Source organism: Parafrankia sp. Ea1.12, assembly GCF_900465275.1.
Lineage (GTDB): Bacteria > Actinomycetota > Actinomycetes > Frankiales > Frankiaceae > Parafrankia > Parafrankia soli.
This window is the reverse complement of sequence record NZ_UBIZ01000294.1, coordinates 10,618-33,708: the sequence shown is the minus strand read 5'-3', so window position 1 is coordinate 33,708 and position 23,091 is coordinate 10,618. Positions and strand designations below refer to the sequence as shown.

Here is a 23,091-nt window from a genome sequence, read left to right as displayed (position 1 = left end):
GGCTCCATATGGGCGGGCTCGATCGGATCGTTCGGCATCGGATCGTTCGGCTCCCCGGCCAGCCTAGTGCCGCGCGCCGCGACGTTCGCCCCGTCGCCCTGTCACTCGTTGTGGCTCTGGCCGTCGGCCCCAGGCGGGGAGGGGGAGGGGGAAGGGCCGTGGCCTGGCCAGCGGGCGGGATGGCGACGTATCGTGATCGGCGTGCCAAGGTCGGCGGCCCCGCCGGACGGGGCGAGATGCTCCATCGCCCGCAGCCTCGAGGTGCTGGGTGAGCGGTGGACTCTGCTGGTCGTCCGCGAGGCGTTCCGCGGGCGCACCCGCTTCGCCGAGTTCCGCGACGCGCTGGGCATAGCGACGGACGTCCTGACCGTCCGCCTGCGCACGCTGGTCGAGGCCGGGGTGCTCGAACGCCAGGCCTACCGCGAGCCCGGGTCACGCGAGCGGTACAGCTACCACCTCACCCCGGCCGGCCACGACCTGCGCCTCGTGCTCGGGTCGCTGCAGCAGTGGGGCGACGCGCACCGGCCCTCCGGCCACGGTCCGGCCACGGTGTACCGCTCCGCGGTGGGCGGCGAGCCGGTGCGGGTGGCCTTCGTCGACGGCGCCGGGGCGGAGATCGACGTCCGCGACGTCGTCTCCACCCCCGGGCCGGGCTGGCCCCGCATCGAGGCCGGCCCGGAGGCGGCCCAGCCGGCCGTGAGTGTGCCGGAGGGCCGTCCGCCGGTGGACGCGGTGGGCGGGGCTGGTCAGCCCGTCAGCGTGGCCACGGGCTCGCGCGAGGAGTAGAGCTCGGCGAGCGCCGGATAGAGGTCGGTGAGCCCACCCGACAGCGCCGCCCGGATGTGAATGCTCGTGTCGTCCGCGAGGACCTCGGCGGCTCCGGCCTCGACGCCGTCCAGCGCGAGCGCCGCGATGGTGGCCGGGTCCGACTTCGGCGCCTGGACGGCGCGGGTCATGTCGGTGTCCATGTAGCCGACGTGCAGCGCCGTCACGGCGACGCCCTGGTCGGCCAGCTCCAGCCGCTGGGAGTTCGTCAGCGACCAGGCGGCGCTCTTCGCCGCGCAGTAGCCCCCGCTCGTCGGCGCCGCCAACCACGACAGGGCCGACAGGACGTTGAGCACCGCCCCACCGGACGCGCCCGCGTGCCCCGTGGCTCCCGCACCGCCGGCGCCGGCCCCGTTCCCGTTCGCGTTGCCGTCACCCGCCGCGCCGGCGCCGGTGCGGTGCCGCGCGAGCTGCGGGGCGAAGGCGCGGACCGTGCGCAGCGGCCCGAAGAAGTGGGTCTCCAGCTCCAGGCGGATGTCGTCGACGTCCCCGGTGAGCACCGACGCGCCGGTCGAGCTCCCGGCGTTGTTGATCAGGATGTCGACGTCGCCGGTCGCCTCGGCCGCCGCGGCCACCTGGGCCGGGTCGTTGACATCCAGCCGGATCGGTACGGCGCCCGGGGTCTGGACCGACTGTGGGTCGCGCGCGGCCGCGTAGACCTTCGCGGCACCCCGGGCCAGCAGCTCCTCGACAAACGCCCGCCCCAGTCCCCGGTTCGCCCCGGTCACCAGGACGACTGATCCCTTGATCCTCGCCATCGCCCGCGCTCCGTCCCTCGTCGCCCGCCATGCCCCGGCCGGGCCATGCCCCGCCTGTGCCGGGACGTCGCCGATGTCCGGCCGTCCCTGCGGATCACCGTAGGGTTCTGAGTTGGAAACTGCAACTCAGCTGGGGAGTGACGCAGGACATCCCACCGTGAGCGCTCTGGACGAGGCGCCACGACTTTGCGCGGAGTTAGTGTCCCCACGTGCGACTGGGCGTGATGGGCGGGACGTTCGATCCCGTCCACAACGGGCACCTGGTCGCGGCCAGCGAGGTCGCGGCGCTCTTCGACCTGGACGAGGTCGTCTTCGTGCCGAGCGGGCGGCCGTGGCAGAAGGTCGACCGCGAGGTCTCCGCCGCCGAGGACCGCTACCTGATGACCTTCCTGGCGACGGCCGAGAACCCGCGGTTCACCGTCAGCCGCATCGACATCGAGCGCAGCGGCCCGACGTACACCATCGACACGCTGCGGCACCTGCGCGGGCAGCGGCCGGGTGACGAGCTGTTCTTCATCACCGGCGCCGACGCCCTCGCCCAGATCTTCACCTGGCGGGACCACACCGAGCTCTTCGGGCTGGCGCACTTCATCGGAGTGACCCGGCCGGGCTACCACCTGCGTCGCCACGCCAGCCTGCCCGACGAGTCGGTCAGCCTCCTCGAGGTGCCGGCGCTCGCGATCTCCTCCTCGGACATCCGCCAGCGGGTCGCCCGGGCCGCCCCCATCTGGTACCTGACCCCGGACGGCGTCGTCCGCTACATCGCCAAACGCGGGCTGTACGACCCGCGGTCGGCCGTCGGCCCGCCCCCCGTCGACCCCGGGTGACCCGAGCCCGGGGACCCGGCGCCGGGGAACATTCGACCCGATCGCGGGACGGATGTTCGCCGGCACTCCCGTGGGTGTGTCACGCTTGATACGGCCGTCCGACAGCGGGCGGCCGGCGCTCCCGCCGGGGTGCTCCGATCGGGCGGTGTCAACGCCCGGCCGAGTGCCCCGCCAGGGCGCGCACCTAACCCGCTTTGGAGACCGACCAGCGTGACCGCTTCACCGCGAGCCACCGAGCTCGCCCTCGCCGCCGCCCAGGCCGCCGCCGACAAGATCGCCCAGGACATTCTGATCCTCGACGTGAGCGAGCGGCTGACGATCACCGACTGCTTCGTCATCGCGTCGGCCGAGAACGAGCGGCAGGTCAAGGCCGCCGTCGACGAGATCGAGGAGAAGCTGCGGGCGCTGGGGGCGAAGCCGTTGCGCCGCGAGGGCGAGCGCGAGGGCCGGTGGGTCCTGCTCGACTTCGCCGACATCGTCGTGCACGTGCTGCGCGCCGAGGAACGGGTCTACTACAGCCTCGAACGGCTGTGGAAGGACTGCCCGGTCATCCCGTTCGTGGACGCCACCGTCGGCGCCGGGGTGGCCACCGCGGCCACGGGTGGCGTGGCGGGCGCGGGCGGCGGTACGGCAGAGCCGCGGTGAGGCTGCTGCTCTGGAGGCACGGGCGGACGTCCTGGAACGACGCGGGGCGGTTCCAGGGCCACGCTGATCCGTCCCTGGACTCGACCGGCCAGCGGCAGGCCGAGCTGGTGGGCCCGTTCATCAGGGCTCTCAACCCTGAGCTCGTGGTCTCCTCGGACCTGCGCCGCTGCCGGGAGACCGCGGCGCGGATCGGCCTGCCCGTCCGCGCCGACGCGCGGCTGCGCGAGATCGACCTGGGGGCGTGGTCCGGGCTCACCGGCGCCGAGGCCGCCGCCCGCTTCCCCGCGGAGGACGCCGCCTGGCGCCGCGGCGAGGACGTCCGCCGCGGCGGCGGCGAGACGTACGAGGAGGTCGGCGCACGGGCCGGCGCCGTCTTCGACGACATCGTCGCCGAGGGTCTGCCGGTCACCGCCGGCGGCCTCGTCGTCTTCGTGTTGCACGGGGGGACGGCCCGGTCGCTCCTCGGGCGTGTCCTCGGCGTGCCCGTCCAGAACTGGTGGGTGTTCGGCCCGCTGGGCAACTGCCGCTGGTCGATGCTGCGGCGCGAGCCGGGCGGATTTCGGCTGGTGGAGCACAACACCGGACCCCTCGCCACAGTCGCCGCGGCGCCTGATAAGGTCGTCAGCGTCGGACCGGGGAGCACAGCTTCCCACCCACCAGCCGAGGCGATCCTGCCGACGCAGGAGGCCCCGACGGCAAGCGACACGGAACCTGTACACTCGCAGACGCAACCAGCAAGCGGTTGAGACAGCAAGTACCGGTTGCGGTCGAGTAAGATATAAATAGTACGTCGTAATATGGGGCTGTGGCGCAGTCTGGTAGCGCATCACACTGGCAGTGTGAGGGTCAGGGGTTCGAATCCCCTCAGCTCCACAATAGTAGGTATGTTCGAACCCCTGTCGGAAGTCTGACGGGGGTTCGCTTCTTTTTCGGGCAGTCTGCCGTAGCGGGTCGCTGACAGCGTCGAGGACGCGAACCATCGCCGCCAGCGCTGACCCGTGCGTCAGACAGGCGAGTCAGTCGCAGAGCCGCTTCCATGTGGTGGCGCCGGGCCGCAGTGCGAAGGCCACGCGATGCCCGGCGTCGTCCGTGAAGACGACTTCTGTATCGCTGGCCGGTGTCAGCGTTCCCGGCTGGACCGGGTTGCCCCAACCGGCCGGCGGGTTGCCGTTACCGTCGTGTAGCGGCGGGACGAGTTCGTAGTAGCGGTCCTGGTAACGCGCCTCCGTGATACCGCAGTGCGTGGAGAGTTTGTAAGCGACCGCAGGCCCCGGCCGCTCGTTGCTGACCAGACCCTCGCCGCGGCGCGGTTCGCCTCCGGCGGCGGGCTCCGAGGATGAGGACCCGCAGCCGCCGAGTAGTGCGGTCAGGCAGGCAAAGGCGACCGCGCTGGCCGCGCGCGTCCGTGTCGGGACGAGGGCATACATCGTTCTCCGTCGGCGTCGAAAAGTAGAGTGTCAGCAGGTCGAGATGCCGTCCCTGCCCGCCGTCACGTCCAATCTGAAGTGACGGATCCCTGGTCCTGGTGGGTCGTTCCCATCCTCACCGGAGTCGTCCGGAAACCATATGGTCAGAAAAACGGTGCTGCCTTCGGTGGACTTGGAGTAGCATCGGCTTGATCCAATGTGCATAGGTTCGCCGGGATCGACCGGGCGATTGTCGACGTGCTCCAGCTTCCAGCCGGCCGCGGGCACGGTGCGATGGTAGAACTCCATCACTCCATCGGTCGTACCCGCCGGCCGGTATGTGCGCCCCGCATATGTTGCGCCGGAGCTTTCGCTGCAGCCAAATCCCTGTTCTTGGACCGTTGCGCCAGCAGGATGCAGGTCGAGTACGGCGAGGTTGTTCAACCTTGCGGCAAGTTCGTTGTCCCGGTCCGTGCATCCCGCCTCCGGCCATGAGACGGGCAACGCTGAGCAGCCAGCAGTTGAGAGGGCTCCTATCGGCATCCAAAAAATGATCTTGTTTGGCGCGTTCGAAGGGACTCCTCGTGTCACCACGAACATAATCTTAGTTTTCTGCCGGGTCGAGCGTGGCCGTCGCCTCGTCGAGCAGGACGATCGGGGCCCGCTTGAGCGGCGCCCGGGTGATCGACACCCGCTGGTGCTCGCCACCGGACAGGCGTGCACCCGCCTCCCCGACACGGGTGCAGGCCAGCGGCCCGGGCGCGGACGTCGCGTGGCCCGGGTGTGTCGCCCAGCGGCGGGCTCGGGCCGGTGCCGGGGCGGCCTTCCCGGAAGAATGCAACCCGCGAATGGTGGACACCTTACGGACACCTGCTCAATGGTGGGGCGGGTGAAGGTCGGTGCCATATAGTGACCACAGGATGAACAGCTATTCTGTCAACACCGTTTCGGCCCGCGGCAGCAGGAGTTCTGGTTGCCGGGCAGCCCTGGACGAGGCACACGGCGTTCTCGGCTTCGACTCGCCGAAATGCGCCTGTGTCGAAGAGTCGGAGCATTCGGCGCGCGTGGCGCTTGCCATACGCGACCTCGATGGCCAGGGCGTCCTGCGGCTCGCGCTGCGTGCCATTGCCGATCGGGTACACCCCAGAAGGGCAACCCGTGCCTGAGACGCCGTCTATCACCGCCCTTTCCGGTGCCGTGGGTGCCGGTATCGGCGGCATTACCCCCGGAATCCCCGGAACGGGGCCGGCCTGATGCCCGAGCACACCCTTTCGGTCACCCTCACCGCCCCCACGAGCGACAGTCTCGACGCGCTTGTCACCGCGGCCGACGTCGCGCTGATCGCCGCGGGCTGGGCCGTCGGGGGGAGCGCCGTGAAGGTCGCGTGCGAGTGCACCTGGCCCCGTGACAACAACCTGGCCGAGCCCGGCCGCCTGGGCCTGTTCGGCACCGTGGTCTACGTCGTCGCGGCCCTCATCGTGGCCCTGGGCATCCTGCGCGGGTCCGGGGTTTTGTGAGGGCCGGCCGCGCCCGCCCGCCGGCCACCGGGCGGGCGTGGCCGGCGACCAGGCAGAACATCGTTTTGTGCGGCAATTCCGGACGCACCTGACGGTGCGGTGCCATGATGACCCGAATAGCTGCCGGACCACCGTCGACTTCCTCGTCGTTCGGTCGGTGCGGGGCACGCGCGCGCGACGAGGCGTGTCTCATCACGGCGGACTCGCGCCAATGCGGCAGTCGGTTTGGTTGACTGCCAGCAAGGGGGTCAGTCATGGCACGTTGGGTGCGCGCCCGCCGTGGAGTCGTGTGTACGGCCGTTGTCGGTGTCCTCGCCGCGGCGTTACCGGTCGCGGCCGGGCTCCCGGCCGCGCGGGCGGCCGGTGAGAACACATCCACCAATGCCGTCATCATCTGGGACCGTAATGCGCAGACCGCGATCTGGGACGTCGCCGGCCAGCAGCCGCAGGTCCAGGCACGCAGCTTCGCGATGGTGCACGGAGCCGTTTATGACGCGGTGAACGCCATCGCCGGGCGGCCTTACCAGCCCTATCTCCTCGCCCCGCGGGCCAGCGGGCGCGAGTCGACGGACGCCGCCGTCGCGACCGCCGCCTTCCAGGTACTCAGCTCCCTGTTCCCGGCCCAGCGGCCGCGGCTGCAGACGCAGTACGACGAGTGGATGGCGAACCTTCCCGATGACGCGGCGAAGCGGAGCGGGACCGCCGTGGGTGGCCAGACCGCCGCAGCGATGATCAGTGCTCGGCAGAACGACGGGGCCTTCGGTAATCCGACCTGGCCGGTGGGCACCCAGCCCGGCCAGTGGCGGCCGACCCCGCCGACCTTCGCCTCCGACACGGCCTGGGTGGCGAACCTCAGGCCGTTCCTGATCCCGAGCGCGTCGATGTTCCGTTCGGCCGGGCCGCCGGCGCTGACCTCCGAGCGCTACGCCCGGGACCTGAACGAGGTCAAAACGATCGGCGCCGTCAACAGTACGACCAGGACGCTCGACCAGACCCAGGCGGCGATCTGGTGGCACGACCGACACCTGGGTGAATGGGAGATCAAGCGCCAGCTCGCCACGGGCCGCCGTCTGAGCACCCTGCAGACGGCCCGCATGTTCGCGATGGTCGACCTCACCGAGGCCGACGCGACGATCGCCTGCTTCAACGAGAAGGCGGCCTGGACGTCCTGGCGGCCGGTCACCGCGATCCAGCTGGCCGACACCGACGGCAACCCGGCAACCACCGCCGACCCGACCTGGGCACCGTTGCTCGTCACCCCGCCACACCCCGACTTCACGTCCGGGCACACCTGCTTCACGACGGCGAGCATGTCGACGCTGGCGTTCTTCTTCGGCCGGGACGACATCCCGTTCAGTGCGTACAGTGCCGATTCGGGTACCACACGCTACTTCCGTGGTTTCTCCCATGCCATCGCCGAGGTGATCGAGGCTCGCGTCTGGGGTGGCATCCACACTCGGTCGGCCGACACCGAGGGCGCGAAGATCGGCGCCAAGGTGACTGCCTACGCGACCAGGAACTATTTCCGCCCGCGGCGTTGACCGGCCCGCACGGCGCGGCAAGCGGTACCCGGCGCCGGGTTGCCCGGTGGTTGCGGCGGTGCCCTTTGCGGCCCCTGAGCAGGCAATATGTGGTCGCGGTCGCAACCTGAACCCGATCGGCCGGACCGCTTTGCCGTCGCATGCCGATCCGGAAATACGCGGGGGGTGCCATGGCGCCCCCCCGCTCCTGAACACCGCCATTTCTCGGCATTCCTCAACGCGGCCACATTGGTGGCCGCGTGGTGGCGACACAGGGCGGAGGAGTCGCGCGGGCCGGCCCCCTGGTGACGCTCCGGTCACATTGCGATGGCCGCGACAAGAGTGGGCGCCGCCCGGTGTACCGTCGATGCTCCGTGGAGTTTCTTGTTCCTGCTGAGTTGTCGGTGTTGGATGGCGAGGTATTGACTGGTGATAACTTCGCGGTCCGGTTCCACGGACATGTTCCGCTCAACTGGAGACCTGCTCGTGTGGTGGCCCGTTACGCTGCTCCGCGACAGCTTCGGCCTACTCCGCCGGCAGGTGGGGGGTGGTCGGGTGGCGGTGTCGGTCGGGGGCTCCGCGGCGGCCCGTCCCGCTGGCAGCAAGTGGACATCGTGACGACGGGCGGCCATCGGCCGCGGGTCGTGGCTGCCGCGCGGTGGGCGCGGCCGTCGTGACGGATGGCGCCGGGTGGCGTTTCACACCGCACGCACCAGCGGCTTCCCGCGTCTCGAAAACAACGGTCAGCATGGGTATTGTGCCGCGAAAGGCGTGCGGTCCGCGGTGGCCTGAGGTGTTGCTGCCGTCGCCGGCCGGATGTCAGTCTGAACGTGGCTTGGGGGGAGTCGTGTCAGCATGGGTTCGGGATCGTTCGGGGGCCGTCCACGGCCACGTTCTGCCTTGTCCCGCCGGTCGCGCGTAGCGGCGGTATTCGCCGGTCTCCTGGTGGTGGCCGGCCTACTGGCGACCGGTATCGCAGGTCCCGCGGCCGCCGCGGCGGGGCGGCCGCCGGCCGGCGCCGGTTCGGCCGCGTCCGTCGGTCCGGCTGCCATGCGTGCCGTGATCCTCGTAGACGAGTCCGGCAGCCTGGACGACGACGCGGTGCGGCGTGAGAAAGAAGCCGCCCAGCTGCTCGCGTTCAGTTCGCTGACCCCCGATTCGGAAATTGCGGTGGTGGGTTTCGGCAGCTCGAACGGCGAAGCCGGGCAGCATGCGGTCGAGGTTTACTGCCCGCTGACGAAGGCGGAGCCTGCGAAACAGCAGTTCTTCGTCGACTGCATCGACCGCCTGCACCGCCGTGAGCCGTCCGAGGGCGCCGACACCGACCACGCCGCGGCCATGACCCAGGCGCTGAGCATCCTCGGGCGGGCGCAGGAGGGCCGGCCCTCCTTCATCTTCCTGCTCACCGACGGCCGGCTCGACGTGGCGAACAGCCCACAGTACGGCCAGCCGGGGGCACGCAACACCGAGGCGCAGCGCCGGGTCGACAGCCAGGTCGCGGCCGCCCGGAGCAACGGCGTCCAGATCTGGCCGCTCGGCTTCGGTGACGCCGACCAGGCCGCGCTTGACCGGTTCGCCGCCGGCGGTGCCCAGCAGACCTGCAACAACCTGCCAGACAACCAGCCGAAGGCGCGGGTGGTGACCTCGCCGGACGTCGTGGCGCGCTCGCTGTTCGAGGCGATCGGCAGCGCCAGCTGCGCCCAGACCACCGAGTTCGACACCGGCAAGCTCTCGCCCGGGTCGCCGGTCGAGCTGACCGTCTCCATTCCGGAGATCAGCACCGACGGGGTCATCGCCGTCATCAAGGGCGACTCGCGGGTGGAGGTCAGCTACGTCGACCCCAACGGGAAGGAGGTCGGCGACACCAGGGAGTTCGACGGCTCGATCTTCACCCGGAGCACCGCCAACGGCACGGTCGAGTCGCTGCGGGTGCAGAACCCCAGGCCGGGCACCTGGAAGATCCGGCTCACGGCCCCGGCCGACGTGCCGCCCGGCCAGATCGTCGGCGCCGCCGCGATGTGGCAGGGCGTGCTCCAGGCAGTGGTCGGTCTCAACCCGCCCGTGCCGCAGCCCGGGCAGCAGGCCGTCGTCAGCGTCCAGTTGCAGACCCGCGACGGCGCGATCGACGACCCCGACACCCTGGACGGCATCCAGTTCGGCGTGCGGATGTCCGGCGACAGCATCGAACAGCAGACCGTGCGGCTGACCAACGACGGCCGCGAGGGCGACGCCGTGGCCGGCGACGCCGAGTACAGCGGGCACATCACCGTCCCGCCGGACGCCAAGGGCGCGCTGACCTTCGTCGGCACGATCGACGGGCCGGGTGTCGTCGGCGCGTCCACCGTCTACACGACGGTGGTGGCGGCCCAGGCCAGCCCGATCACCGCGTCGCTGCAGCTCGGCCGCGGCCACGTGGCGCCCGGCGGCAGCCTGACCGGCTCGGTCGTGGTGGACAACACCGACGGGCAGGCCCGCACCCTCTCGCTCCAGCTGCGCAATCTCAGCAACGGGGCGCGCGCGACGATCGACCCGGCGACGATCGCCAGCCAGCAGCGCGGCCGCGGCGAGCACCGGCTCACCGTCACCTTCGGCGAGGACACCGCGCTGGGCGCCACCAGCGGGACGGTGATCCTGGTCGACGCCGCCAACCCGTCCACCGTGCTCGCGTGGTCCCGCCTCAACGCGGACGTCGGCCGTCCCGCGTCGTTGCTGGAGCGGTTCTGGTGGCTGTGGGTGCTGGCCCTGGCGGTGGTGCTCGCGCTGCTGCTGCTCGCCGCCTGGCTGCGCCAGACCGACCGCAGGGTCCGCGACGTCAGTGACGTCACCGTGTACCTGAGCCGCGGCGGTCAGCCGATGGGGCACCTGCAGGCCCGGTCGGACACCGGTAGCCGATTCCCGTTCGTGGTGCTCGACGCGACCGGCGTCGCCCCGCATCTCGACCATTCGTACGGAGGCGGCGGTGGGTACGCGGTGACCCGCAACCGGCACCGGGTCCTGCAGCTGAGGACCGCGGACGGGACGACGCGCGACATCTCGGCGGGGATGCCGGTGGAGATCGAGGCCGGCCTCGCGCTGACCGTGACCGCCGCCGTGCGGGACGACCAGCCCTTTTCGACCGTCCCGGGCAGCGACGACCTGTACGAGCGGGCCGGTGATCACCGCGGGAGCGCTGACTCGTGGGCCGGCCACGGCGCGGGCCGCGCCTCCGCGCCCGCCGGCTCGTATGACCCGGTGTCGGGGGCCGACCAGTCCGAGGTGACGACCTGGATCCCCGGCGGCCCGTCGCAGCGCCCCGCACCGAGCGGCTTCAACCCACCCGCGAGCCCGGAGCCGCCGCCCGGCGGTGGCCGCTCGCCCCGTAACGACGACCTGTTCGACTGATCCGGATAGCGAGCCATGAACATTTACCAGCCCATGCTGTTCGTCGGACTGGGCGGAACAGGCTGCCTGGTCGGCGCCGAGCTCGAGCGCCGGCTGCGACACGAGCTGTGCGGCCCGGACGGCCGGGCGCTGAACCTGCGGGTGCCCGGCAAGAACTACCTGCCCTACCAGCTGCCGTCCTGCGTGCAGTTCGTCTACGCCGACCTCAACGAGTCCGAGCTCACCAGGCTGCGCACCCGGGTCGTCCCCTCGGAGGAGCACGCGAACGCGGCGGCGCCCACCCAGCACGTCACGCACGGCCTCATCCCGACCGTCGACACCTACCCGGACGTCGCCCGCAGCCTGCGGGTGAACGCGCGGGAGCTGGTCCGGGGCTGGCTGCCGCCGGCCGAGGGCGAGCCCCGGGTGGCGCCGCTGATGCGGGGGGCGGGCCAGCTGCCCACCGTCGGGCGGGCGGCGCTGTTCGAGACGTTCCGGTCCGGGGTGGCGCCGGCCCGCCGTCCGCTGTCCGACGCAGTCGGCAAGATCGCGACCTCCGGCCAGGAGCTGGCGGCGCTCGGCGGCCGGCTCGGGCAGACCTGTGACGTCTTCGTCGCCTTCTCCGTCGCCGGCGGCACCGGCGCCGGCATCTTCTACGACTACCTGCACCTGATCGGCGACGCGTTGCAGCGCTCGAAGGTCCGGGCGCAGATCTACCCGCTGGTGCTGATGCCCTCGGCGTTCGACGAGGGGGTCGGCGGCGGCCGGCGGGCCCGGCTGAACGCCGGCCGCGCGCTGCTCGACCTGTTCCGCCTCATCGACGACCAGAACGGCCACGACGCGGGGACGGAGCTGACCGCGCGCGGCACCTCCGGCACGCTCGGCGTCCAGTATCCGGACGGCGAGGGCCAGATCAACCTGCTGCCCTCGACCATCCAGACCGGATTCCTGTTCAACCGGGCCGACGGCGTGGAACGCGACGACCTGCACCGCTCGGTCGTGTCGCTGATCCTCTCCCTGGTCGGCACCGGGCAGGAACACGACGACGGCGACGCCATCGCCGACCGGCTCTACCAGTCGTTCGCCGACGACTTCATCAACCGCGGCGTCGAGCGGGAGGTGCCGGCGTCCTCCGGCATCGGCCGGCGGGGCGTGTCGACGAGCCTGGTCGCGTCCATGACGATCCCGGTCGAGGAGCTGGCCGACCTGGTCGCCTCCCGGCTGCTGGCCCGCGGGGCGTACGACCTCGCCGCGCCCGCCCCGGGCACGGCCGCCGACGACGCCGGCATGATCAGGCGGTTCGCCTCCGCCGCGAACATCGGCCCGATGGTCACCCGGCAGCCCTTCCAGTTCACCGAGCCGGCACCGGCCCGCGGCGCGGCGGAGATCCTCTCCGCGCTGCGGGCCCGGCTGCAGGCCATGGAGGGCAACCTGGCGGGCCTGGGCACGATGGTCCGCCAGCAGGTGCCGGCGATCGCCGGCGCCTTCGACCCGGCGGCCGGCCTCGACGACCTGCTCGGCGAGGTCGACCTGCTGCACGCCCGCCGGATCGTCGAGGGCCGCGCGGGGGAGAGCGACCCGGTGAGCCGGGGCGGGGTGGTCGGCTTCCTGGCCAACCGCCGCACCGAGCCGCCCGCGCCCGCCGGGATCTCGGTGAACCCGCCGGCGCCGTTGGCGATCCGCGACCGGCGCCTCGGCGCCAAGGTGCGCTGGGGTGACCGGGAGGTGGTGGAGACCATCCACCGCCAGGACACCTGGTACAGCTGGCGTACCCGGTGCGTCTGGAACGCCGCCTGGGACGAGCAGCAGGTGCGCTGGGAGAAGGCCCTGCGGCGGTTCCGCGCGCAGCTGAGGCTCGCCGCCGAGGCCTTCGACGAACACAGCCGCTCCGAGCCCGGCGAGTTCGCCCGGCGCACGGCGGACCTGTTCCGGCCGCGGGTCGGGGTGACCTACCTGCTGCCCCCGCACGGCGACATGGACGACTTCTACCAGAGGGCCCTGCAACGGCTCACGTCCGCGCTGGGCCTGCGGGGAGCCGCCTCCGAGGGTGACGTGATGCACCGCCTGCTCGGCCCGGACGGCTGGCGCCGGGTGTGGGAGGCGACCGTCACCAGGGGCGGGGAGGCCGCCGTCGCCGTCGCCCGGGAGCGGCTGCAGGAGGCGGTGAAGCGGCTGTTCCAGGAGTCCGACGGGCTCGACGGCGAGCCGCTGCTGCCGACGATGGCGAGCCTGCTCGCCGCGACGGTGCGCCGGGACGGCCCGGCCGCGGTCGGGGAGGACGACATCCGCCAGTTCCAGACGAAGATCCACGGTCTGGTGCCGGCCAGCTTCTCGCCCCAGGGCTCCGGCAATCTGAAGATCCTCGTCTCCTACCCGGCCGGGGCCCGGGACACCCAGATCGAGGGCTACCTCGCCCGCGCGATCCGGCTGCCGAACGAGAGCGGCATCTCGATGGAGTTCCGCCCGATCAACGCGGACTCGGTCGCGGTCGTCCTGCTGCGCACCTCGATGAGCATCACCGAGGTGCCCGAGCTGCGGGAGATCCTGCACCACTGGGCCGACGCGCTGCGCAACGAGCAGTCGCAGGACTTCCTCAGGTGGCGCCAGCGGCTCGGCTTCGACTACGGCTGGCTGGCCACCACCGAGGAGGACCGGGTCCGCATCCTGCACCGGCTGCTCTGCGCGATGTGGAACGGGCAGGTCCAGGCGCTGGCCGGCGGGACGGAGTCCCCGTACTCGATCCGGGTCTCGCTCGGTGACCCCAACACCGACACCGACAGCGACGGCGTGAGCATGACCCTGGCGCTCTCCCCGTTCGAGCCGGCCTCGTCATGGGGCAGCATGCTCCGCGCCTACGAGGACTGGTCGCTCGCGGACGACGAGCGGGTGCGCCGGGACTTCTCCGAACAGCTGATGCGGGTGGTGCCGATCGGGGTGACCGGCCGGGCCGCCAACCCGCACCCGGTGTTCCGGGCGTTCGTCGACAACGCGGACAAGCAGGCCGACCTGCTCGCCGAGATGCTCATGAAGCTGCCGCCGGGCAGCCGGGGCTGGGCCGAGCAGCAACACGCCTTCTGGGCGTACACCGTGCCGGCCGCGCTGGACATGGGGTTCTCCAACGTCTCCACCCCGGTGCGGGCGAACCTGCGCCAGCTCTACGAGATGGTCGGCACCCGCGGGAAGGACCTCGGCAGGTGAGCACGGACACCACCGGCCGGACCTCCGCCACCGCCACCGCCGAGGCGAAGGTCATCGACATCGACCTCCGGGAGCGGTACGAGGACCTGCTCTCCTTCGGGTCCTTCACCGAGGTGCAGCGGGCGTTCGCCACCTCGCTCGGCTTCATGGAGAGCGACCTGACCCGGGTCCTGGTCATCGACGACACCCGCGACCTGGAGGCGCACGCGGACGCGCTCGGCCTGATCGTCAAGGCACCCGGGGTGCAGCAGGTGATCTGCCTCGCCGTCGGGCCGCCGCTGGACGACGTGGGCCGCGGGCTGGGCCGCCTGGTGGCCGACAGCGCCGTCGACCCGAACCGGGTCGCCCTGCACAAGCCGTTCGAGCTGGCGTCGCACGTGATGCTCTGGGTCGGCGACGCGCGCGGCATCGGTTGGGGTATGGGCCAGCACCGGGCCCAGGCGATCGCCACGGGTAGCTCCCCGGCCCAGGGGCCGGTGCTGGACGCGCTGTTCGACGCGCTGCTCACGCCGAAGGTCTTCGACCGGGTCTACGAGGTCGTCCGGTCGATGCCGGAGGGGGTGGCCTCGCCGGGCCTGCGGGCGATGATCGGGCAGGTCGACGACGACGTGCTCGCCGACGCCCGGGTCCGCGCGATCGACCGGATCCTCGCCCCGCGCCGGCACGGCGACGAGGAGCAGCCCGACGGCGGCCTGGTCACCGACCCGTTCCGGCTGCTGCTGCGCTACCCGCGGGCCAAGGAGGCGGGCAACCCGATCCTGGCCCGCGACGGCGGGATGGACCACGTCGCGCGGGGCTTCCGGGGCCAGCTCAAGGAGGCCGTGAACGCGCATGCCGTCATCACCGGCCCCGGGCCGGTGCTGCAGAACCTGCGGGCGGGCGGCAAGGCCGCCCGCAGCCCCGCAGGGCTGCTGACGGCCCGTGTCATGCAGGTGGGCCACGACCTCGGCAGGCTGCGCGACGATCTGTCGCGGATGTTCACCGAGTACGACAGCGTTCATCCGCTGGGCACGACCGACCTGCTCGAGCTGGGCCGGCGGGGCTTCGCCCTCGCCCCGCCCGAGGGCACCCAGCGGGTGGACCTGCTCGCCTCGCTGCGCCACCTCGTCACGGGCGCGCTCGACAGCCGCCGTCCGGTCACCGAGATCATCGGCTGGCTGAGCTGGATGCACGGGATGCTCGTCCCGGTCGGCAGCGCCGCCCGCCTGGACGACCTGGACCGGGCGTGCGACACCGATCGGCTCCAGTACCTGCGGGATATGCCGCGCAGGCTGGACGTCAACCTGCTGTCGGCACTGGCCATCCTGCCGGTGCTGGTCTGCGGGCTGCTCGCCGCCGCCGCGCCCGACTCGGCCCGCTCCAGTGCCCTCGCCGGGGCCGGCGCGGCCCTGCTCGTCGCCGTGCGCGGCTGGCCGCTCGTGGTGGCCCGCCGGATGACACCGCTGTCCAACCACAGGATGTCCGACTGGATCTTCCTGGCGGTGCTCGCGCTGTTCATCGGATCCGGGGCGACCGCCCTGCTGGCCGTGGGCGCGCAGGAGCCGGCCACCCTGGCGCAGGCCGCCGCCGCCCTGGGCCTGCTGGCCGTCGTCGGCCTGGTGGGCTGGTGGTTCCTGCTCGGTAAGGAGGCCACCCAGAGCGACCGGAGCCCGGTCGACCTGGCCGCTCTGGTCATCATCGCCCTCGGTGCCGGCTGTGTCGGGCAGGTGCTGGGCACCGCCGACAGCCTCGACCCGGTACTGAGCCTGCCGGTGCGGATCGTGGCCGGCGCGCTGGCGTTTGTGGGCCTGATGTGGTGGCCGTACCTGGTGTGGTCGCGGGCCGTGCGCCGGTGGCATCCCGGCGAGTACGTCACCCTCGCGCGGGCGATGTCCGAGGGGACCATCGCGCTCATGGAGGACGTCGCCCGGTACGACTGGTCGCTGACCGGCCCCCGGCGGGCCGGCGCCGACCTGGTCCGGGCGATGTCGCTGGCCTTCGAGGACGTCACCTCGGCGCTGACCGGCTACTCGGACCGGTTGCGCGGCTTCCCGGCGCGCCCGCCCCGCAGCCGCGAGGCCGGGGTCGACACCGACGTCTCGCTGCGCCTGCGCTCCATGGGCGCCGCGATCAGCGACGTGGTCGAGGCCGACGTCGTCGACCTGATCGCGAGCGTGATCGACCGGTGCTGGCCCGACATCGAGCGGGAGGCGCTCGACGCGCTGGGCGAGCGGGTCGTCTCCGAGACCCGGCACGGCCTCGACCGCTACAACCGGCACCTCGAACGGATGGGCGTCCACGCGACCCCGCCGTTCCGCGCGGACGACACGGACCGGCGCGAGCTCGTCGACGCCGCCTGGCAGCAGTCGGACCGGCTCGGCGTGCTGCTGCGCGCCGACGTCGCCGACAGCGGGCTGATGCAGCTGTGCGCGCCCGAGCACCTGCAGCTGCTCGACGTCGACGCCCGCTCGGCGGCCGTCGTGCGGTTCGCGCCGCGGGCCGCGCAGCCCTCGCTGGTGGCGCGCGGGCCCGGTACCGGCGCCGGCGGCGGGTGGGGGTTCGACCCGTTGCCCTCAGCGGTGCTCGGCGAGCTGGAATGGCCGGAGTGGGGCCAGGTCGCCGGAGTGCTGCGGCTGGTGCGGATGCGCCCCGGCACGGTGGAGACCGTGCTCAAGGGGGGGCGATGAGCCCGCCGAGCGGATCAGGACTCGGCGGCGACTGGTGGGATGCCAGCCCCCGCCCCGGCCGCGGCGACACCGACCTGCACCGGACCAGCCGCGGCGAGCCGATCGACACCTTGCGCGAGGAGACCATCGCGTATCGTGACGTCTATGGACGCCGCCGGACGATGCGGGCCCGGGTCACCGAGGACGACCCGGCGGCCGACCCGTTCTACCGGACCAGGCTGGTCGTCGATGCCGACCGGCTGGTCGAGTACGTCCAGAAGCGGGTGCACGCCGCCGGGCGGCGTGCACCCGCCAACTCCGCCGCGACCTCGCGGGCGCCGGACGGGATCGACGCCGTCGACAACGAGATCCAGATGGGCCTGCACCTCGTCGACGCGTTCGGCGAGGAGAACTACCCGCGGGAGCTGTCCCACCTGGTCGGCTACTACCCCGACGACGCCGACCGCGAGCCGTTCGTGCTGCTGGCCGAGCGCGGCCGGCCGGTCGAGCGGTTCGCCGGCCGGCTGCTGCTCGACCAGGTCGAGCAGTTCCCGACCAGCCTGCTGCGCGCGCTGGACCTGCTGGAGTCCGCCGGCGTCGTGCACCGCTGGCTGACCACCCGGACGGTCCAGTTCGACGACCGGCACGTCCAGATCACCGACTTCCGGCACGCGGTGCTCGTCGGTGAGCGCTGCGGCCCGGCGCCCGACCCGCGGTGGGCGGCACCCGAGGCGGTGTACGGCGACGGGCCGGCCACGACGAAGGAGGACGTCTACAGCGTCGGCCGCGTCCTCAACGAGGTGATCGCCGACCGGTCCGGCCGGGCCTCGACGCGCCGCGGTGGGGCCGAGCGGCTGCTGGGATCGGACGGCCCGCTCGGCCGGATGGTCGACCACGATCCGGACCTGCGCCCACCGGCCGCCGAGGTGCTGGCCGCCCTCGGCCGGGACGTCGACCGGGCGGCCGGCACCCGGCGCGCCAGGTCGGGCGGCGACGCCCGGTTCGTCGAGGGACTGCGCAGCTTCGACGCGATCGTGCGGCGGCGGGGGACCGGCGACGACGAGCCGACGCCGCGTCCTACGACCGGCGGCGCGGACCGCGGAAGGCGATGAGCACGGTGACCATCCCACTGGGACCGACCGAGGTGCGCTGCCCGATCTGCCTGGACGTCTTCGACTGGGACGAGACGGACCTGTTCACCTTCCGGGACGGCGCCTACGTCCCGCTGGACCTCTCCGGCGTGGGCGACCCGGTCAAGCGGAACGACGAGATGATCGGCGCCTACCGGCGCTGCCCGAACCCGTCCGCGGACATGGCCGAGCGGCACTACCTGCCGATCTCCTACGCCAGCTACGGGCCGCCGCTGGTGATCGGTTTCATCGGGCGCACGGAGTCGGGCAAGTCGCACCTGCTGGCCGCGATCGTCAGCGAGATCGAGCGGGGCGGCCTCGGTCCTCTGGGCTTCACCGCGGTGCCCGTCGACGAGGAGGCGCACCGGGCGTACTGGCGGCAGTACGTCGCGTCCCTGGTCGACGAGGGGCGGGCGATCGAGCACACCGCCAGGGTGCAGTCGGACGCCATGGTCACCTTCACCGACGCGCTCGTGGTGAGCGACGGCCGCCGGCAGCGCGCGGTGGCGTTCTTCGACGTCGCCGGCGACGACCTGGTGGCGCGGACCCGGTCGATGCGGTTCGTCCTCGCGCTCGACGCGCTGATCTTCGTGGTCGACCCGGAGTACGCGCTGCGCCAGAACGCCCCGTCCGACGGTGACGCCACGTTCGAGACGGTGATGGCCCGGCTGCGGGCCCAGCCCGGCCTGACCGACCGGCTGCCGGTGGCGCTGGCCGTCAGCAAGTCCGACCTCTACCGCTTCGAGCAGCCGGCGGCCCGCTGGTACCGCCGGCCCAGTCTGTCGGCCTACCTCGACGGCCGGGCCGAACCCACCGAGATCCGGGACGAAAGCCGCGACGCGTACGCGTTCCTGTACGCCCGGGGAGCCCGAGCCTGGCTGCGCCCGTTCGAGACGTTCCGCCGGGCCACGCTGCACTTCGTGTCCGCGACCGGCTCGAAGGCGGTCACGGACGACCGCGGCGACACGTTCGACAAGGTCTTCCCGCGCGGTGTCCGGCCCAGGCGGGTGCTCGACCCGCTCGCGGCCATCTTCGCGATGTCCGGCCTGCTCGGGGAGGACGCCGCCAAGGAGGTCGGGACCTGATGGGCCGCATCGACCAGAACGAGTACGCGTTCGCGAACGAGCGCGACGGTTTCGTCCTCGTCGCCAGCTCGATCGAGAACCCGCCGGATCGCGGCTGGTGGTCGCAGTGGCTGGGCGGCTGGCAGAACATCAACCGCGCCAACCACGTCCGGCAGCCGTCCACCTCACGGGTCTACCTGCGCGACGACCAGCAGGGCGCCGTGGTCCTGCGCCAGCAGACCGGCTCGGACTCCCGGCGGGACATGCGGGTGAGCGTTCTGGTCGGCTCCGCCGAGGACCTCACCGGATGGGGGGCGGCGCGGCTGGCGCACTGGCCCGTGGGCCGGCAGCTGACCGACCCTGACCAGAGCGGGGTGGCGTTGATCGCGCGGCCGGACCTCACGGCCTACATTGGTGCGAACGTCGTCCGGCTGCAGGAGGCGGTCCTGGCGGACGCCCTGGAGCTGACCTCACCGGTGTCCGGGCGCGGGAACATCTTCCTGGTGAACCCGCTGGCGGCCCTGCTCGCGGCGGTACTGAAGCTGCGAGCCGAGTTCGTGGGCGGCGCACCCGTCTTCGGCGGGCGACGGCAGCTCGTGCCGGTCGGCGCGGACGAGCCCGCGGCGGCGGCGCTCGTCCTGGTCCTCACGGAGCTGCTGCGGCAGATCGGCGACGGCCGTGACCGGCTGACGTACTCGACGTTCGAGGCCACCTACCCGCGCGTCGGTGCCCATCAGCGCGATCCGCAGGTTCTGTTCATGCCGGACTTCGTGCAGCCGGAGCGTGGCCTCACCCGGCCGGTCGCGTATGTCTTCCTTGCTCCCGGACTGCGTGAGGACCATCAGCCGTACGTGCGCGACGGCGCCGCCGGGGACGGTCCGTTCGAGTACATCGCCAGAACTGTGGTCTGGGCATACCTGCAGCGCGAGCTGGCGCATTTTCCTCGGCTGAACGACAGCCTGCTGCGGCAGCCGGAGAACTGGGCCGGGGCGGTGGAGGACTGGGCGATCCGGAAGGGCGGCCCGCCGCGGAGCCAGCCGGTCATCCTGCCGACCGAGCCGACGATCCCGGCTGCTTCCCGTCAGGTCGCACCCCTCGGAGAGCCACCCGGGCAGCGATGGAGGCACGCGGAGGCCCAGGCTGGCGACGGGCGTCCGGAGGACGCCTGGGGCGAGCCCCGACCGGGCGACGGGCCGCGGGTACCTGAGGCCTTCTCCGCGTCGGCGGCCGCGCCGACAGCCGTGCCGGTGGCCGGGCCCACCGCCGCCGCCGCCGAGCAGACGCGGCACGCCGAGGACACGCTGCGCCGGGCGATCGCCAACCTGCACAACGGCCTGGTCGGGGAGACGACGCACACGGTCGACGCGTTCGTCCGGGCGTTGCGCAGCCGCCAGTGGCTGACGCCGGTGGAGCGCAACCATGTTCGGAAGTTCCTGATGCGGGTGATGCCCGGGCTGGCTCCACGTGCCGCCAGGGAACCCTACGAGGAGATGACGGACCCCGGCCTGCGACGCGTTCGGCCGTCGGCCGTCGACGCGCTGGCCCGCCTGGCCAGCCCGGACGCCACCGCGGTCCCCGCCTCCGTGGATGTCGTCGACTGCCTGGCCGGGGTGCTGGAACTCGAATCGGGAAACGCCCTGCTGCTCGCGGAGACGCGCGACGCGCTTCTTCTACTCGTACATGTCCCGACGGCGCCCGAGCATGCCGGCGAGGACAGGCGGCCGAAAGAGCCGTCGTCCGAGCTGGCACCCCGCCACGCCGACCGCGCGCGTCCGTGGCGGCCGGACCTGGCGGTTGCCCGAGCGCTGACGGAGCAGGCTGAGGACGCCCCCATCAGCCACACCGACCCCGGCCCGCCTGCCGTCAGCGAACAGGAGCGCGTTCACCAGGCATTTGCCGACCATCTCCTCGGACTCGTGCGGTGGGCCACCGCGGTCGTCCCCGGGCTTTCCGTGCGTGACGGCCTGCTGACGACCGCGAGCCTGCCGGCGACCGCGGCCTGGCTGCCCGCGGAGAACGCTCTCCCGCTTCGGCGGGTCGTCCGGCGGTTGGCCGGCTCCGAGAACGACGGGTTGCCCCTGGAGAGTCCCCGGGTCGACGCGCTCGCGCAGGCGCCGGACCAGACGGCGGCGGTGCGCCGGCTGCAGGACAGGATCGGGACGGATCTCGTCAGCCGCACGGACCACCTCCTCGACCGGGACTCGTGGCTGCCGGCAGACCAGCTCGTGCATGAGCTGACGGCCGCGCTGACCGAGGCGCCGGGCGCCCAGAACATGCTGAGCGACGAGTTCGTCGGGGCCGTTGAGACGCTCCGGGCCCAGCTGCTTCACGTGGTGGAGCGGGCCGCCCAGACCGAGCCGCGTGAGCCGGCCGTCCAGCCGGACCCACGGGACGCGGACGAACCGGCCGCGGCCAGCGTGTCGGCGTCCGAGGCCTCGGTCGGCTCGCCGTACGAGGTCTTCGCGGGTCTCATAAACGAGCTGGCGAACGCGAAGATCGGAGACGAGCTGTCGCCGGTGTCCGCCTGGTTCGCCGAGACGCTGCCAAAGGCCTGGCCCGACTCCGCCGGGCACTCCCTGAAGGTCGCGGGCCTGCTGGACCAGCGGATCGAGCTCACCTCCGGCGACGAAGCCGAATCCACCGGCTCCGACGAGGCTGACTCCTCCATCGGCGGTAGGTACGGCCTGCTCGGTGGCTGGCGCGAATACAGGTACGCCCTCGCCCTTCTGGCGGCTTGCCTGATCACCGGCCTGGCGGCGCTGTGGCGGTGACTGCGACCAAGCCCGCCCTCGACACCCGGTCCCGGGACGCCGGGAAACCGGCCCCCGACACGGAGCCCGAATCCGCCCGGTTCCCGCTGCCGTGGGTCGTGGCCGGAGCGGCCGTGCCGATGCTGCTCACCCTGTGGGACGTCCAGGCGCAGCACCACGACTTCGACGCCGGCTTCGGGCGCGGGCTCGCGGCGGTCGCCTTCGCCGGGCTGCTCGGCGCGCTGCTGGTGCTGACCGTGCACGAACTCAACCCCGACGAGCGGGCACTGGCCACCGGGGTGGCACTGGCCGCCGTCCTGACCGTGAGCTTCCTGAACCAGTCCCGGTTCCTGTGGGAGTCCCCGTCCCTGCTGTTCGGCGGGCTCGCCGTGGCGGCGATGGCGGTGGCCGGCCGCTGGGCCCGGCTGCACGGTGACGACCCCCGCGCGCTGGTCCCGCCGCCGAGGACGGCGCCTGTCCTGGCTACCGCGGTCGCCCTGCTGGCAGGTCTCATCGCCGGGTTCGGGCCCGTCGATGAGACGCTCGGTGCCCAACTGACCGAGCTCCTGCGCTACCTCCTGCTCGGGCTGGGAGCCGTGGTGCTGCTGGCCGGTGATCCGGCCGGGAACGACGGCGAGGTCACGTTGGACGAGCAGTTCCGGCGGTCGGTCCTGGCCGCGACCACCCCGATCGGCCTGCTGTTCGTGACCTGGGAGCCGGGCTCGGCCGCGATCCTGGCCGCCGGAGTCGTGGCGATGCTGGCGGCCCGGCGCTTCTGGTTCTCGGCGGGGCTCACCGCGGTGGTGGCCATGGCCGTGGGAACGGTGTGGTGCTGGCTTGCCGCCGGGAAGGCGGACAGGGCGTGGCGCGACAGCCACCTGGAGAAGCGGGCGGAACCCGTCTGGGACAGCAGGATCTGGGACAGTGCGTCACTCGGCAAGCACCGGAGCTGGGTCGACCAGGAGCTCCCGGTCGCGACGCTCGTTGGCCAGTACGGGCACTTCTTCGCCGTCCTGGGCTGCCTCCTCGTCGCCGCCTTCGGCTGGCTGCTGGTGCGGCTGGTGCTGGCGGCCCGTCCCTCCTCGGTCCAGGTGCTGGCGGCCGGACTGGTGGCCATGCTCGTCGCCGGGCTGGCCCTGCCCCTCGTGGCTCTGCTGACCAACCATCGGTTCGGCCTCACCGCGCCGTTGCTGTCGAGTGGCGTGACCTCGTTGATCCTCGCCCTCGCCTCGGTCGGCGTCGCGCTCGGCGCGGCAGCGGGCCCGCGGGTGAGCGGCGTCGGCGGGCGGAGGTAGTCCGCTGTCCAGCTCACCTGTCGATTCCGCGGGCTCCGCCGGCTTCGGTGCCGAAAGAGCGTTCGCCGGCGCCGCTTTCGAGGCCACCGGCTCCGACGACCCCGGCCAGCCCGACGACCCCGGCCAGCCCGACGACCTCGGCCGGGACGAC

The 23,091-nt window shown here is 72.4% G+C and carries 15 protein-coding genes, 1 tRNA gene and 1 pseudogene; 14 read left to right on the top strand and 3 right to left on the bottom strand.

Annotated elements, in window-relative coordinates:
• Positions 1 to 192: 192 nt before the first annotated feature.
• Entirely contained in the window at positions 193 to 786 is a 594-nt protein-coding gene (locus FMEAI12_RS14430) for a helix-turn-helix domain-containing protein (RefSeq protein ID WP_112106415.1), read from the top strand.
• Here the strand turns inward: FMEAI12_RS14430 and FMEAI12_RS14425 are convergent.
• Positions 747 to 1,583: an SDR family oxidoreductase gene (locus tag FMEAI12_RS14425; RefSeq protein WP_112106414.1), complete on the bottom strand. Its 837-nt coding sequence runs from the start codon at positions 1,581 to 1,583 to the stop codon at positions 747 to 749. The two genes, FMEAI12_RS14430 and FMEAI12_RS14425, sit on opposite strands and share 40 nt — an antisense overlap.
• Positions 1,584 to 1,792: 209 nt before the next feature.
• Between FMEAI12_RS14425 and nadD the strand changes: the two genes are divergently transcribed.
• The 4 genes from nadD (at position 1,793) to FMEAI12_RS14405 (ending at position 3,928) form a co-directional block, all read left to right on the top strand.
• A complete protein-coding gene (gene nadD, locus FMEAI12_RS14420; RefSeq protein ID WP_020462717.1) occupies positions 1,793 to 2,410 on the top strand; it encodes a nicotinate-nucleotide adenylyltransferase in 618 nt (205 codons plus the stop codon).
• 210 nt (positions 2,411 to 2,620) lie between these two features.
• Positions 2,621 to 3,055 carry a ribosome silencing factor gene (rsfS, locus tag FMEAI12_RS14415; protein ID WP_071061538.1) on the top strand — a complete coding sequence of 145 codons (435 nt, stop codon included), beginning with the start codon at positions 2,621 to 2,623 and terminating at the stop codon, positions 3,053 to 3,055.
• Positions 3,052 to 3,801 (top strand): histidine phosphatase family protein, encoded by a 750-nt coding sequence (locus FMEAI12_RS14410; RefSeq protein ID WP_112106413.1) that lies wholly within the window; start codon positions 3,052 to 3,054, stop codon positions 3,799 to 3,801. Before rsfS ends, FMEAI12_RS14410 begins: the two co-directional genes overlap by 4 nt.
• A gap of 53 nt (positions 3,802 to 3,854) precedes the next feature.
• Positions 3,855 to 3,928, top strand: a tRNA-Ala gene (locus FMEAI12_RS14405).
• A 143-nt stretch (positions 3,929 to 4,071) separates the two neighbouring features.
• Here FMEAI12_RS14405 and FMEAI12_RS14400 read toward each other — a convergent pair.
• On the bottom strand, positions 4,072 to 4,482 hold the full coding sequence (locus FMEAI12_RS14400; protein WP_071061544.1) for a hypothetical protein: 411 nt from the start codon (positions 4,480 to 4,482) through the stop codon (positions 4,072 to 4,074).
• 586 nt (positions 4,483 to 5,068) lie between these two features.
• Positions 5,069 to 5,203 (bottom strand): annotated as a pseudogene (locus FMEAI12_RS38140) (ATP-binding cassette domain-containing protein); the annotation flags it as partial.
• A gap of 511 nt (positions 5,204 to 5,714) precedes the next feature.
• On the opposite strand from FMEAI12_RS38140, the gene FMEAI12_RS14390 reads away from it, so the two are divergent.
• From FMEAI12_RS14390 to FMEAI12_RS14350, 9 genes are all read left to right on the top strand, one after another.
• Positions 5,715 to 5,978, top strand: coding sequence for a hypothetical protein (locus FMEAI12_RS14390; protein WP_071061548.1), 264 nt, complete (start codon positions 5,715 to 5,717; stop codon positions 5,976 to 5,978).
• 287 nt (positions 5,979 to 6,265) lie between these two features.
• The gene (locus FMEAI12_RS14385) at positions 6,266 to 7,519 is read left to right on the top strand and encodes a vanadium-dependent haloperoxidase (protein WP_235013999.1); all 1,254 of its coding nucleotides are present in this window, start codon (positions 6,266 to 6,268) and stop codon (positions 7,517 to 7,519) included.
• A gap of 1,029 nt (positions 7,520 to 8,548) precedes the next feature.
• Positions 8,549 to 10,879, top strand: a complete 2,331-nt coding sequence (locus FMEAI12_RS14380) for a vWA domain-containing protein (RefSeq protein ID WP_157904238.1) — start codon at positions 8,549 to 8,551, stop codon at positions 10,877 to 10,879.
• A gap of 15 nt (positions 10,880 to 10,894) precedes the next feature.
• Positions 10,895 to 14,056, top strand: coding sequence for a tubulin-like doman-containing protein (locus FMEAI12_RS14375; RefSeq protein ID WP_071061554.1), 3,162 nt, complete (start codon positions 10,895 to 10,897; stop codon positions 14,054 to 14,056).
• Positions 14,053 to 16,722, top strand: coding sequence for a hypothetical protein (locus FMEAI12_RS14370; RefSeq protein ID WP_112106411.1), 2,670 nt, complete (start codon positions 14,053 to 14,055; stop codon positions 16,720 to 16,722). The genes FMEAI12_RS14375 and FMEAI12_RS14370 overlap by 4 nt, the downstream gene beginning before the upstream one ends.
• Positions 16,719 to 17,813, top strand: a complete 1,095-nt coding sequence (locus FMEAI12_RS14365; protein ID WP_071061559.1) for a protein kinase — start codon at positions 16,719 to 16,721, stop codon at positions 17,811 to 17,813. The genes FMEAI12_RS14370 and FMEAI12_RS14365 overlap by 4 nt, the downstream gene beginning before the upstream one ends.
• Positions 17,810 to 18,916, top strand: a complete 1,107-nt coding sequence (locus FMEAI12_RS14360; protein WP_071061562.1) for a hypothetical protein — start codon at positions 17,810 to 17,812, stop codon at positions 18,914 to 18,916. Before FMEAI12_RS14365 ends, FMEAI12_RS14360 begins: the two co-directional genes overlap by 4 nt.
• Positions 18,916 to 21,666: a hypothetical protein gene (locus tag FMEAI12_RS14355; protein ID WP_112106410.1), complete on the top strand. Its 2,751-nt coding sequence runs from the start codon at positions 18,916 to 18,918 to the stop codon at positions 21,664 to 21,666. Before FMEAI12_RS14360 ends, FMEAI12_RS14355 begins: the two co-directional genes overlap by 1 nt.
• The gene (locus FMEAI12_RS14350; RefSeq protein WP_131625917.1) at positions 21,663 to 22,940 is read left to right on the top strand and encodes a hypothetical protein; all 1,278 of its coding nucleotides are present in this window, start codon (positions 21,663 to 21,665) and stop codon (positions 22,938 to 22,940) included. Before FMEAI12_RS14355 ends, FMEAI12_RS14350 begins: the two co-directional genes overlap by 4 nt.
• Positions 22,941 to 23,091 lie beyond the last annotated feature (151 nt).